General features: G+C 61.5%; 13 protein-coding genes. 4 read left to right on the forward strand and 9 right to left on the reverse strand.

The window, feature by feature from the left end:
• Nucleotides 1-601: 601 nt before the first annotated feature.
• From RWJ89_RS09550 to trmFO, 3 genes are all read left to right on the forward strand, one after another.
• Complete coding sequence (locus tag RWJ89_RS09550) at nt 602-748, forward strand: DUF1127 domain-containing protein (protein WP_003539019.1); 147 nt, start codon at nt 602-604, stop codon at nt 746-748.
• A gap of 295 nt (nt 749-1,043) precedes the next feature.
• A complete protein-coding gene (locus RWJ89_RS09555) occupies nt 1,044-1,187 on the forward strand; it encodes a DUF1127 domain-containing protein (RefSeq protein WP_003539017.1) in 144 nt (47 codons plus the stop codon).
• 93 nt (nt 1,188-1,280) lie between these two features.
• Nucleotides 1,281-2,714 (forward strand): methylenetetrahydrofolate--tRNA-(uracil(54)-C(5))-methyltransferase (FADH(2)-oxidizing) TrmFO, encoded by a 1,434-nt coding sequence (gene trmFO / locus RWJ89_RS09560; RefSeq protein WP_168281773.1) that lies wholly within the window; start codon nt 1,281-1,283, stop codon nt 2,712-2,714.
• A gap of 10 nt (nt 2,715-2,724) precedes the next feature.
• Here the strand turns inward: trmFO and RWJ89_RS09565 are convergent, their stop codons facing one another.
• The 5 genes from RWJ89_RS09565 to yajC form a co-directional block, all read right to left on the reverse strand.
• Nucleotides 2,725-3,192 (reverse strand): hypothetical protein, encoded by a 468-nt coding sequence (locus tag RWJ89_RS09565; RefSeq protein WP_131663888.1) that lies wholly within the window; start codon nt 3,190-3,192, stop codon nt 2,725-2,727.
• Between the two features lie 71 nt (nt 3,193-3,263).
• On the reverse strand, nt 3,264-4,121 hold the full coding sequence (locus RWJ89_RS09570) for a phytoene/squalene synthase family protein (RefSeq protein ID WP_077981163.1): 858 nt from the start codon (nt 4,119-4,121) through the stop codon (nt 3,264-3,266).
• A gap of 2 nt (nt 4,122-4,123) precedes the next feature.
• Nucleotides 4,124-4,510: an Mth938-like domain-containing protein gene (locus RWJ89_RS09575; protein WP_003539009.1), complete on the reverse strand. Its 387-nt coding sequence runs from the start codon at nt 4,508-4,510 to the stop codon at nt 4,124-4,126.
• A gap of 4 nt (nt 4,511-4,514) precedes the next feature.
• Nucleotides 4,515-7,055, reverse strand: a complete 2,541-nt coding sequence (secDF, locus tag RWJ89_RS09580) for a protein translocase subunit SecDF (protein WP_316030872.1) — start codon at nt 7,053-7,055, stop codon at nt 4,515-4,517.
• Nucleotides 7,056-7,100: 45 nt separating this feature from the next.
• On the reverse strand, nt 7,101-7,448 hold the full coding sequence (gene yajC, locus RWJ89_RS09585) for a preprotein translocase subunit YajC (RefSeq protein ID WP_003539006.1): 348 nt from the start codon (nt 7,446-7,448) through the stop codon (nt 7,101-7,103).
• Between the two features lie 310 nt (nt 7,449-7,758).
• Between yajC and RWJ89_RS09590 the strand changes: the two genes are divergently transcribed.
• The gene (locus RWJ89_RS09590) at nt 7,759-8,631 is read left to right on the forward strand and encodes an ATP-binding protein (protein ID WP_168339324.1); all 873 of its coding nucleotides are present in this window, start codon (nt 7,759-7,761) and stop codon (nt 8,629-8,631) included.
• 130 nt (nt 8,632-8,761) lie between these two features.
• Here RWJ89_RS09590 and RWJ89_RS09595 read toward each other — a convergent pair whose 3' ends face one another.
• The 4 genes from RWJ89_RS09595 to serS form a co-directional block, all read right to left on the reverse strand.
• A complete protein-coding gene (locus RWJ89_RS09595) occupies nt 8,762-10,363 on the reverse strand; it encodes a peptidoglycan DD-metalloendopeptidase family protein (protein ID WP_131663884.1) in 1,602 nt (533 codons plus the stop codon).
• A 138-nt stretch (nt 10,364-10,501) separates the two neighbouring features.
• Complete coding sequence (locus tag RWJ89_RS09600) at nt 10,502-11,155, reverse strand: protein-L-isoaspartate(D-aspartate) O-methyltransferase (RefSeq protein WP_011651660.1); 654 nt, start codon at nt 11,153-11,155, stop codon at nt 10,502-10,504.
• On the reverse strand, nt 11,152-11,925 hold the full coding sequence (gene surE / locus RWJ89_RS09605) for a 5'/3'-nucleotidase SurE (protein ID WP_017991200.1): 774 nt from the start codon (nt 11,923-11,925) through the stop codon (nt 11,152-11,154). The genes RWJ89_RS09600 and surE overlap by 4 nt, the downstream gene beginning before the upstream one ends.
• 4 nt (nt 11,926-11,929) lie before the next feature.
• Complete coding sequence (gene serS / locus RWJ89_RS09610; RefSeq protein ID WP_207158621.1) at nt 11,930-13,213, reverse strand: serine--tRNA ligase; 1,284 nt, start codon at nt 13,211-13,213, stop codon at nt 11,930-11,932.
• Between the last annotated feature and the right edge of the window lie 81 nt (nt 13,214-13,294).

Here is a 13,294-nt window from a genome sequence, read left to right on the forward strand (position 1 = left end):
GGATGGCGCCCCGGCCCGGCATCAGCCGGACGCCCGCGGATGCATTGTCCGTGACGAGATTCGCAGCCGCGCACTCCTCCTCCCAGCGCGCTGCGATAGACTGGCAACACTCCTCCTCCCAGTTGTCAGTCACCATAACGCGCCCGCCGGATCCTCCCCCGGCGGGCGTTTTTGTTTAGCCAGAGCTTCATTAAAGCCTTGGCGGCGAGAGGATTTTGGTCGCATGGCGCCGTCATGCCACATTGTCGTCACGCCGCCCCACCAACTCCGCGAGGGGATGGGCGACTTCCGATCCGAAGCGGAACGGCTCTTTGCAGCGGACGCACAGGCGGAATCGCCGGGGGAAGGAGCGTTTTCTGTTATGGCACCCCATTCGCCTCTCTCAATCGAACTGCTTTTCAAAAGTCATTCTGCCTATTCGTTGACCAAAAAATGGTAAGTCTGCGTCAAATACCCTTTGAGCAATGCATGCATGGCATAGGTGATCTGAAAACTTGTCTATTTTAGTCTTTCGCGTCGCAACATATATTCCAGTCATCAAATAGAGGTCAGCGCCGATCGGTAGCTGCTGGCGGATGAAACCCTCGGAAAGGGGCTTAACATGAACTTCTCTCGCTCTTTCAATAACTGGCGCAAGTATCGTCAGACCGTCACCGAACTCGGCCGCATGACCAACCGCGAATTGCACGATCTCGGCATCGACCGTTCGGACATCCATCGCGTTGCCCGTGAGGCTTCTCACCGCTAATTCCAGGCGATCCGCTGCTCCTCCCAAGCAGGATTGTTCTCGATTTAAACGCCCGCTGTACCCGCAGCGGGCGTTTTCTTTTGCCTGCATGGGGCTGTCGCGGCGGTTGCAGGTTTTTCCCACTCCTTAGCCCGCTCAAAAAATATCCTCTGCTTAATTGAAGAGCATCATAGTGCACAATTGCATGGCAGACGCCTTTTATTTGCACTGCACAATCGGACGGTTCTCGCCTATATAAACGTCAACCGCAGAGAGACAGGCGATCCCGCCGTCCCGCGGACATAGGAAGAAGACAATGAACCCGATCCGCATTGCAAGAAGCTGGCTCAGCTACCGTCGTACGCTCAATGAACTCGGCGGCCTTTCGAACCAGACCCTGTCCGATATCGGCGTCAGCCGCTACGACATCCGGAATATCGCATCCCGCTCGTTCCGCTAATAGCGAGTACGATGCTTCCAAGACGGCGCCCAAGGGCGCCGTTTTTGATTCCGGGGTGTTGGATCGCACCTGCCGACATGATATCAGCCGTGAATGAACACGATCTCCTCCTATTCCCCTATCCATGTCGTCGGCGGTGGGCTTGCCGGCTCGGAAGCCGCCTGGCAGATCGCCAATTCCGGCGTTCCGGTCATCCTGCATGAAATGCGCGGGGTGCGCGGCACGGATGCGCACAAGACCGACGGTCTTGCCGAACTCGTCTGCTCCAACTCTTTCCGGTCCGACGATGCGACCAGCAATGCCGTCGGCGTCATCCATGCCGAGATGCGTATGGCGGGCTCGCTGATCATGGCCGCTGCCGACCGGTGCCAGGTACCGGCCGGTGGTGCGCTCGCCGTCGATCGCGATGGCTTCTCCGAGGCGGTGACCAAAGCGGTCCATGACCACCCGCTCATCACCGTCGTGCGTGAAGAGATCACCGGCCTACCACCGAAGGACTGGGATCTAACCATCGTCGCCACCGGACCGTTGACGGCGCCGTCGCTTGCAAGCGCCATCCAGACGGAAACCGGCGAAGATTCGCTTGCCTTCTTCGACGCCATCGCGCCGATCGTCTATCGCGAGAGCATCGACATGGATATCTGCTGGTATCAGTCGCGCTACGACAAGGTCGGACCCGGCGGCACCGGCAAGGATTACATCAACTGCCCGATGGACGAGGCGCAGTACAATGCCTTCGTCGACGCGCTGATATCAGGCGACACGGTCGGTTTCAAGGAATGGGAGGGCACGCCTTATTTCGACGGTTGCCTGCCGATCGAGGTAATGGCCGAACGCGGCCGCGAGACGCTGCGCCACGGACCGATGAAGCCGATGGGGCTGACGAACGCGCATAATCCGACGGTCAAGGCCTATGCCGTCGTGCAGCTGCGGCAGGACAATGCGCTCGGCACGCTCTACAATATGGTCGGCTTCCAGACGAAGCTGAAATATGGCGCGCAGGCAGATATCTTCCGGATGATCCCAGGTCTGGAAAATGCCGAATTTGCCCGTCTCGGCGGTCTGCACCGCAACACCTATATCAACTCCCCCACCCTGCTCGATCCGTCGCTGACGCTGAAATCGCGGCCCGGCCTGCGCTTCGCCGGCCAGATCACCGGCTGTGAGGGTTATGTGGAAAGCGCCAGCGTCGGGCTGATGGCCGGGCGTTTCGCTGCCGCGGAACGCAAGGGCGAGGCGATCTCGCTACCGCCGGCGACGACGGCGCTCGGCTCGCTGCTCGGTCATATCACCGGCGGGCATCTCGTCACCGACGAGGAGCCGGGCAAACGATCGTTCCAGCCGATGAACATCAATTTCGGGCTGTTTCCGGAGCTTCAGCCGGGTTCGATCGTCAAACCCGAAGGCGTCAAGCGCTTCCGCGGCAAGGACAAGACGATCATGAAGCGGCAGCTGATCGCACGCCGCGCGCTCGCGGACTGCGCCGCCTGGCTCGGCCAAAATTCGACGTTTGCCGAAAGCGCGTGAGCAGCCACTTCTACTGCTGGTTCGCCGCCGAAATATTGCCGGGCGGCAGGTCCTTATCGGGCTCGGCGATATAATTGCCGAGCAGCCAGAGCGAAACCTCCGAGGCTTCCTTGGCGGTAGCGAATTCGAAATTGCCGTTGTGATGGGGTGCATCGAGGAAGTCGATCACCAGTCCCCTGCCCGTTTCCGAGCCGATGACGCGCACCCGGCCCGGCTCGATCACGTGGCAGGAGAAATGGCGCGACATATTGCGCATGAAGCCGGCCTTGTTGTCGTGCAGGCGCACAAAGACGGCCTGGCCGTTTTCCGTCGCCTGCAGCTGACGGATCGCCTCGTTCGGAAAGGCACGGCCGAACTCGATGATGGCGAGGCCCGTGTCATGCAGGCCATCTTCCTTGTTCTGCGAGGCCATGCGCGTTGCCACGAAAGCAAAAAAAATGACGATGACGAAAAGGACGCACCAGACGATAATGCCCACGCCGAGTCTCCGTTCAAAGGGTAGCGGTGGAAGCCTTGTAACGCGCGAGACTTGCGCGAATTTGACCGATATCAGATTTTTCGGCGTGCGGCAGCCAGCCCCATCCGCAGCTGGCGGCGCCATTGCGGCGGCTGCAGCGACCGGTCGAACACCAAGGCCCCGCGTTTCTGCGCCATGACGAGCACCGGTTCGGCAAGCGTCGCCGGCAGGAAGGCTGGAAAGACGGCCGGCGCAATCGGCCCCGCCGCCCTCGCCTTTGCCAGATGTTCGCGACCGAGGCCGGCGAAGGCCTCGATGGCGGCAGAGATGCGCGGCCTGTCTTCGCCGGCGAGGAAGGCATCGCGGTCGAGACCGGTGGCGGAAAGGATCTGCAGCGGAATATAGATCTGGCCGCGGCGGCGATGCAGCGGCATCAGCAGCAACAGCCCGGCGACCGCCTGGGCGACGCCGGCATGGCCGGCGGCGTCGGCCGAGCGTGCGGCCTCCTCCGGCGAAAGCACCAGGCTTGCGAGCTGAATCAGCGCCGATGCCGTTTCGCCGGCATAGCCTTCAAGCGACAGACGTGTCTCCATCGGATCGTCATAGAGATCGAAGGTCCGGGCCTCGATCATGTCGATCAGCGTCGTGCGCGGCAGGCGATGCGTTTCGATTGCGGTGAGAAGTGCTGCGGCGACGGGATTGGCCGCCGTCGAGCCGTGCGCGCTGCCTTCCAGAAGATCGTGCCAATATTGCAGCCGCACCTGACCGGGCAAGGGCTCGTGGACGAGATCGCGGATGCGGGCAAGCTCGGCGTTGAAGGCGTAAAGAGCTGCGAGCGCGCCGCGCTTTTCCTCCGGCGACAGCAGACAGGCGAGATAGCGGTCGCGATCGCTGTCACGCAGCATCGCCAGGCAGATCTCCTGGTTGGTCGCAATATGCGCATCAGTCATCGTCAGACCGCAATCAACGCCGCGGCGACGGCACGCTGCTCTGCGAGCATGATGTTGAAGGTGCGCACTGCAGCCCCGGTGCTCATCGGATCGGAGGAGATGCCGCGCGACTTCAGCGCCAGCCTCAATTCTTCGGGCAGACGGCGAAGCTCGGTTCCAGTACCGACGAGCAGAACCTCGATATCGGCGGCCTCATCCAGCACCCGACGAAAATTTTCAGGCGACAGCGGTTTCGACATGTCCATATCCCAGCCATGAATGCCGGAGGGCAGGCAAAGGATCGAGCCGCGATGCGACATGTCGGCAAAACGAAAGCCGCCATTGCCGTAAGCATCGATCGGAGCGCGCCCGGGGAAATGCGCGGCGCGGATTTCTATGCCTTTTGCCATGTTTTCAAACCACCGTGCCGGATTTTACACCAGCATCCGTCTTGTTGCTCTCTTCCCCGTCGGGAGCCTCTGGCCGCAGCCGGAAGACGATCAAGACAGGAGCGGCGATATAGATCGAAGAGAAGGTGCCGAGAGCAACGCCGAAGAGCATCGCAAAGGTGAAGGAACGGATGACTTCACCGCCGAAGAGAAGGAGCGCCAGCAAGGCGATCAGCGTCGTCGCCGCGGTCAGAACGGTGCGCGACAGCGTCTGATTGATCGAAGCATCGATCAGGATCGACAGCGGCATCTTCTTGTATCGCTTCAGATTCTCGCGCATTCGGTCGTAGACCACGACCGTATCGTTCAGGGAGTAACCGACGATGGTCAGCACGGCGGCGACGCTCGTCAGGTTGAACTCGATGCCGGTGAGGACGAAGAGGCCGAGCATGATGATGACATCGTGCAGCGTTGCGACGATGGCGCCGACCGCGAACTGCCATTCGAAGCGGATCCAGATGTAGATCAGGATCGCCGCAAGTGCTGCAAGCACGCCGAGCGTCGCCATCATCGTCAATTCGCCCGAGATGGCAGGGCCGACGACCTCGACGCGGCGAAAATCATAATCTTCCTGGAACTCGCCGCGCACCAGCGTCGCCGCCGACTGCTCGGCATTTTCGCCGCCGCCCTGGGAAGCGATGCGGATCCGCGCGTTCGCCGGCCCGCCCGTGGGCTCGACATTGATCTCACCGAGATTGAGATCATTAAGGCGCGCGTTGAGATCGGCGATGTCGGCATTGCCTTGCTTCGCCGTCACCTCGATGAGCGAACCGCCGGTGAAATCAATGCCGAGATGCAGGCCGACGGTGGCAAAGGCGGCCATGGCGATCAGCGAGATGACCGCCGACGCCGTAAAGACATAACGGCGGATCCCCATGAAGCGGATATTGGCGTGTTCGAAAAGGTGCGTCAGAACGCTCTTCGGCAGATGCCGGGGATGGCGCCTTCTCAACCAGACGGCAACGATCGAGCGTGTCAGCGTGAAAGCCGTGAAAACGGTCGTCAGGATGCCGATCGCGAGCGTCACGGCGAAACCGCGGATGGATTCGCTGCCGAGGAAGAAGAGGATGATGGCGGCAATGAAGATCGTGACGTTCGCGTCGACGATGGTTGCGAATGCGCGCGAGAAACCGCGTCCGACGGCCTCCGCAAAGGAATGGGTGGTTTTTTCCTCTTCGCGAATTCGCTCATAGATCAGAACATTCGAGTCGACCGCCATGCCGACGATCAGCACGATTCCGGCAATCCCCGGCAAGGTGAGCGTCGCGCCGGCAAGGCTGAGCACTGTGACGATGAGGATCAGGTTGAGGAAGAGCGAGGCGACGGCGATGAGGCCGAGGATGCGATAGAGCGCGATCATCAATGCCGCGACCAATACGACGGCGACGAGGCCGGCAACGAGACCGTTGAAGATGGAATCGGCGCCGAATCTCTGACTGACGCTGCGTTCCTCGACGCTGGTCAGCGTCGCCGGCAAGGCGCCGGCGCGCAGCATGATCGCAAGGTCGCGGACGCCACCCTCGGAGAAGTTTGCCGAAATCCGGCCCTCGCCGCCGGTGATCGCCGCATCGATGACCGGTGACGACATCACCTGGTCGTCAAAGACGATGGCAAGGTGCTTGCCGATATTCTGCCCCGTCGCCTGCGCCAGCCGCTCTTTGCCTTCGGCATCGAGACGGTAGGCGATCGAGGTGTCCTGTGTCTGTGGATCGACGACAGGCTCTATATCGACCATGTTGCTGCCGGTGATGAACGCTGTGCGGTCGACAAGGTACGGCACCGGCGGATCGTCAAGCGAATAGAGCACCTGCGATGTCGCCGGCCAGCGGCCGTTCAGCGCCTCCTGCCCGGACATGCTTTCGTCGATCAGATGAAAGGAAAGTTTGGCCGGCTGGTTGAGGATGTTCTTCAGCCGCTCCGCATCGATCGATCCCAGCACCTGCACGACGATGCGGTCGGCGCCATCGGGGCGAACGAGGAAATTATCATTGCCCAATCCGGCGATGCGGCGGCCAACGATATCGAGCGAGCGGGTCCGGGCGGAAGCGACGTCAGCAGTAATGCCGGCGTCGGAAATCTGCAGCGAGAGCTGCCCCTGATCACCCTGCTGCAGAGCGACCTCAGGTCCCGAATGTCCACCAGCCATCGTCAAAGGCTTCAGGAGATCGACCGCCGCCTGTGTCTGGGCCGCATCGGTGATCCGCACGGTAACGGTCTGGTCATTGCCGGTGAGCCCGGTATAGCGGATGCCGGCGCCGCGCAGCGCGTTGCGCACATTCGCGACCACCTCTTCCAGGCGGTCCCTGACGATATCGGAACGCTCGACCTTCAGAACGATATGCGAGCCGCCCTGCAGGTCGAGACCAAGCACGACGCGGTCGTGCCGCAACCAGTCCGGCAGGGAGGATCGCTGCGCCTCGGTCAACAGATTGGGCGCAGCGATGACGATGGCCGCAAACGCGGCCAGCCAAATCAGAAGTGTTTTCCAGCGGGAAAAATGCAACATTCTCTCGACGATCTTCCGATCCGGCGATCCTGCCGTTATCGCTTGTTACGCCGCGTCGGCCTTGACCGGTTCACCCTTGACGCGAATTTCGGAGATGCCGCTGCGGACGATGCGCACGCGCACGCCGTCAGCGATCTCGACTTCGACTTCCTTTTCGTCGATCACCTTGGTGACCTTGCCGACGAGGCCGCCACCGGTGACGACCTGGTCGCCGCGACGGATCGCCTTCAGGGTTTCCTCACGCTTTTTTGCCTGTGCGCGCTGCGGACGGATCAGCAGGAAGTACCAGACGACCATCAGCGGCACGAACAGGATGATCATTTCGAAACCGGAGCCGCCGAATCCCGTTGCGGTATCGGTCGCGCTCTGGGCGAATGCCGGGGTGATGAACATGCTAAACTCCTCAGGCTTGGGCGGCGGAACTCCGCCTCTCTTTTCAGGTTGCCGGACTATAGTTACGGCTTCGATGAATGCAACAGAAACAGCCGGAAACAGTACCGATTCCGCTGCCTCATAACCTTTCCGCCGCCAAAACGCCATGCTAAAGCGCGTCGCATCGAACTTGATCGATGCGACGCGCTTTAGCTCTTTTGTTTTCAAGCATGTCGTTATCCCGGAACCGTTCCACACTTCCGGGCGACATACATTAGCGGCATCGAAAGATCAAAGCGGATTGCCGCAGTGAGACATCAGGAGGCCACCGATGACCGAGGAAATCAACACAGCCCTGCTTGCCGAGCTGAAACGGCTCGCAGACGCCGTCGAGCGTCTTGCCGGACCGGCACCCACCCTCAACGACTGGGATGCTGCCGACTGTTTCGTCTGGGCGCCACTGCGCCAGCATCTGCAGCCGGTCAAAAGGCCGAACCGGGTGGCGTTGACGCTCATCCGCGGCGTCGATCACGTGCGCGACATCCTGCATGAGAATACGGTGCGTTTCGCCGAGGGCTATGCCGCCAACAATGTGCTGCTCTGGGGCGCGCGTGGCATGGGCAAATCCTCACTGGTCAAGGCCGTGCACGAGGATGTCAGGCGCGAAAACAGCGCCTCGCTGAAACTGGTCGAAGTCCATCGTGAAGATATCGCCAGCCTTCCCAATCTGCTCGACCTCCTGAAGGACACGCCGTACCGCGTGATCGTCTTCTGCGACGATCTCTCCTTCGATCACGACGATACCGCCTACAAGTCGCTGAAGGCGGCGCTCGACGGCGGCGTCGAAGGGCGGCCGGACAATGTGCTCTTCTACGCCACCTCCAACCGGCGCCATCTCCTGCCGCGCCACATGATGGAAAACGAGCAGTCGACGGCGATCAATCCGTCGGAAGCGGTCGAGGAGAAGGTTTCGCTTTCCGACCGCTTCGGCCTCTGGCTCGGCTTCCACAAATGCAGCCAGGAGGATTATCTCGGCATGATCGACGGCTATGCCGATCACTTCAAACTCGGGCTCGAACGCGACAAGATGCATGCCGAAGCGCTGGAATGGGCAACGACGCGCGGCGCACGCTCCGGCCGCGTCGCCTGGCAGTATATTCAGGACTTGGCCGGACGCATGCGGGTTCACATAGACCGGGACTGAAGCGCGTCGCGCCAATTCAAATTCAGGCGACACATGTCGTTATCCCAAAACCGCTGCACGATTTGATCGGCATCCAAAAGACAAAAGCCCGGCTGATGGCCGGGCTTTTGCGATTCCTGGCACGCTGTACCTATTCCAGGAAAGTCATCGGATTGACCGGAGACGCGTCCTTGCGCACCTCGAAATGGACCTGCGGCTGCTTGACGTCGCCGCTCATGCCGGAGACGGCGACGGTCTGGCCGCGCTGGATCTTCTGGCCGCGGGTGACGCTCAGCGTATCGGCGTTGCCGTAGACGGTGACGGTGCCGTCGTCGTGACGGACGAGAACCGTGTTGCCGAGTTCCTTCAGGCCGTTGCCGGCATAGATGACGACGCCGTTTTCGGCGGCTTTGATCGGCGTGCCCTGCGGGACCGAGATGTCGATGCCGTCATTGCGGTTGCCGTTGACGTTGGCGCCATATGAAGCAATGACCTGGCCGCGTACCGGCCAGCGATATTTGCCGATGCCGGTCGATTCCGGCGCGGCGGAGCTGACGTCAGACTTCTTCTCGACATCGTCGACGGTCTGAGTGGCGGCCGGTGCCTTATAGGGCGCGGGCTGAACGGAAGCCGTCTGCTGGGCAGCCGCCGGCTGGGTCGGCTTCGGATCGACCTTCTCAGCCGGGATCGAGGCGGTCTTGATATTGTCGGCGGTGCCGTTCGGGATCTTCAGAGCCTGACCGATGCGGAGCGAGCTGGCCGAAAGATTGTTGGCGGCCTTGAGGTCGTCGACATTGCTACCGGTCGCCTTGGCAATCTTTGCCAGGGAATCGCCTTGCTTGACGACATAGGTGCCGGCAGGCGCCTTCGGATCCTTGCCGGCGCCGGCGGGAAGTTTGCCGGTGACATCGCCACTCGCCAGCGTCTTGTCGCGGGCGGAATTGGCGTTTGGAACGACGGCGACGTTCTGCTCAGGTGCCTTCGGCGCCGGGATCTTGCCGGGCTTGGAAAGATCAGCCGCCTGCGACGCCGCCTTGGCGGCATTGCCGCCGTTGAGGGTCGGGATGAGGACCGCCTGGCCAGGCTGGGCGGCAGATGCCGTCTTCAGGTTGTTGACGCGCAGAATTTCTTTTTCGGGTACGCCAAAGCGCCTCGAGAGCGTGGCGATGCTTTCACCCGGACGCAGCGTCACCGATGGAGCGTTGGTCGCGGACCAGCCGGAAACCTTCGGCGTCGTGCCGGTCGTCAGCGCATCAGGCATCACCTTGGGTGCCGCCGGCGCCACCAATCGGGGCCTTTCGACCTGCGGCGCAGCTGGGAAAGGCTGGGCGAGCGCAACTTCCTTTTCCCGCTGCCGGGATGGTGCCGCCGCGGTCGGCGCGGCCAGATCTGAACGCTGCACTGAGACCGGCGCGGAAGCGAGACGTGCGCTCGAGCTCGACGTGCGGGTCGGATCGTAACCCTGGCGGGCGGGATAAGGCTGGTTCAGTGCGTCATTGCCGCCGCCGTAGCCTGACTGGCCGGCAACGGCCGAACTGCTAAGATCGGCGCGCGGCACCGGATCGCCCTGAGAACCGTTCATATTCCTACGCGGAATGGAACTTGTGGTGATCTGGTCCTGCCCGGAGGAGGAAAACAAGCCGCCAAACCGTGTCACATCGGAACTGCAGCCTGTTGCGGCACTTGCCAGCAGGCTAACAACCAGAAGATTACCGGCCGACTTCCCGAACTTTGGCGAAAGACTGAAACGCATGACTCGACCCACTGAGAACGCAACCATTTGTGAGTCTATTAAAACGCGTTAGTATTACCACGCGGTTAAGATGCTGGAATCAGTGCGATTTTTTTGAGAAGTTGATAACCATAGCTTACAGGTGAAAAATCGCAGTGCCTAAAGCAGCGAGGCAAGCCGCGGAACGATCGGCAGATAGGGCGCCTCGAATAACTCCTCGCGTTCGAAGCGGCTGCCGGTTTTCGTCAGTCGCACCATGCGACACTCGTTCTCGGAAATCATCAGCGGCGCGATCATCGAGCCGCCGGAAACGAGCTGGTCGGTATAAAAGCGCGGCATCGCGTTGAAGGCGGCCGTCACCAGGATGCGGTCGAAGGTGCCCTCACCCTGCATGCCGGCGCTGCCGTCGGCCTGGCGGATGACGACGCTGCGCAGACCAAGCGATTCCATGCGCCGCTGCGCGGCTGATGTCAGCGTCTTGTAGCGGTCGATGGACAGAACACGCTCGGCCAGGCGGCCCATCACGGCGGCGGTAAAGCCGCTTCCAGTGCCGATCTCCAGGACGCGCTGGCCGGGCTTGAGCTTCAGGTGATGCAGGATGCGGACGGCAAAATCGATGCCTTCGAGGAAGGAACCGCATTCGATCGGGATCGTCCGGCTCGAATAGGCGTCGTCGGCGAATTGCGGCGGCACGAACAACGAACGCTGCGTCTGCTCGACCGCCGTCAGCAGATCGAGGTCCGAGATGCCTTCGGCACGCAATCTGAGGACGAGCGCCGCAAAGCCCTCCTTCTCCGCCAGTCTTGCCGTCAAACTTGTGCTCCGTATCCCAAGGCCCGCGCCACGCGGTCCGTCACGGAATAATCGGTCAGATCCAGTTTCAAAGGCGTTACCGAAATCTTATTATGCTTCAGGGCGTGAATATCGGTGCCTTCAACGAAGGCGCCGGCGCGTTCGCCAAACTTCAGCCAGTAGTAAGGAAAGCCCCGGCCGTCGGAGCGGGCGTCGACCTGCAGATTGAAGGCGAGCTTGCCCTGCATGGTCACCTCGGCGCCGTCGACCTCGTCGGGACGGCAGTTCGGGAAATTGAGATTGAGGAACGTGCCCTCCGGCAGGTCCAGAACCATCAGCTTTTCCAGAAGAGCCGGCGCATGCGTCTCGCAGACCTCCCAGGGTACGATGCGTGCGCCGTCCTCATAGAGATAGGCCTGGCTCAGCGCGAAGGAGCGCACGCCCTGCATGGTTCCTTCGATGGCGCCGGCGATCGTGCCGGAATAGGTCACGTCGTCGGCGACGTTCGAGCCTGAATTGACGCCTGACAGGACGAGATCCGGCTTGATGTCCATCACCTGCCTGATGCCCATGATGACGCAATCGGTCGGCGTGCCGCGCAGGGCGAAATGCTTGTCGGAAATCTTGCGCAGCCGCAAAGGTTCTGAAAGGCTCAGCGAATGGGCCAGGCCGCTCTGGTCGGTCTCGGGCGCCACGATCCAGACATCGTCGGACAGCGTGCGCGCGATCCGCTCCAGCGCGGCAAGACCTTCGGCGTGAATGCCGTCGTCATTCGTAAGCAGGATGCGCATCGCCTCAGGCCGCCCGTTCGATCTTGGTCAATCCGCCCATATAAGGCAGCAAAACGTCCGGAATCGTGACCGAACCGTCCTCGTTCAGATAATTTTCAAGGACGGCGATCAGGCAGCGGCCGACGGCGGTGCCGGAACCGTTCAGCGTGTGGACGAACCTGTTGCTCTTGTCTTCCTTGCCGCGGTAGCGCGCATTCATTCGGCGGCCCTGAAAATCGCCGCAGACCGAGCAGGAGGAGATTTCACGGAAGGCATTCTGTCCCGGCAGCCAGACTTCGAGATCGTAGGTCTTGCGCGCGCCGAAGCCCATATCGCCGGTGCAAAGCGTCATCGTGCGGAAATGCAGGCCGAGGCGCTTCAGCACTTCCTCGGCGCAGGCGGTCATGCGCTCATGCTCGGCAACGGCGCTCTCGGCATCGGTGATCGAGACGAGCTCGCATTTCCAGAACTGATGCTGGCGCAGCATGCCGCGCGTATCGCGGCCGGCGGAGCCTGCTTCCGAACGGAAGGACGGCGTCAGCGCGGTGAAGCGCAACGGCAGATTTTCCTGATCGAGGATTTCCTCGCGCACCAGATTGGTGAGCGTCACTTCGGCCGTCGGGATCAGATAGCGGCCATCCGTGGTCTTGAAGAGATCCTCTTCGAACTTCGGCAGGCTGCCGGTGCCGAACACCGCTTCAGCGCGCACCATCAGCGGCGAGCTGACTTCGGTATAACCGTGCTCGCTGGTGTGGAGATCGATCATGAACTGGCCGAGCGCGCGCTCGAGCTTGGCGAGCGGTCCGGTCAGAACCGTGAAGCGCGAGCCGGAGAGCTTGGCGGCGCGCTCGAAATCCATATAACCGAGCGCCTCGCCGATTTCGAAGTGCTCCTTCGGCGTGTGGTTCCAGCGCGGCTTTTCGCCGACGGTGCGAGTGACGACATTGTCATGCTCGTCCTTGCCGACCGGGACATCGTCGAAAGGTATGTTCGGGATGCGCGAGAGCGCGTCATTGAGTTCGGCCGTTAGTTGCCGATCCTCCTCCTCGATCGCCGGCAGCAGAGTTTTGAATTCGGCGACCTCCGCCTTCAGCTTATCGGCAAGCTCGCTATTCTTTTGGGCCATCGCCGCACCAATTTCCTTGGAGGCGAGGTTGCGGCGGGACAGCAAGTCCTGCGCCTTCTGCACGGCGGAACGCCGCTTTTCATCGAGAGCGACAAGGCTTTGGGCAAGAGGTTCCGCGCCGCGCTTGGCTAGGGCGGCATCGAGCGCTTCGGGATTCTCACGGATCCATTTGATATCGAGCATCGTCGTTCCAGGTCGTTGCAACAGAGGTGGCCCGGCCAAAGCCTGATATGGCCTCGACCGGATGTTACAGCGCCGCCCTGT

Source organism: Rhizobium sp. 10PS4, from assembly GCF_032464805.1.
In the GTDB taxonomy this organism is placed as follows: domain Bacteria; phylum Pseudomonadota; class Alphaproteobacteria; order Rhizobiales; family Rhizobiaceae; genus Rhizobium; species Rhizobium laguerreae.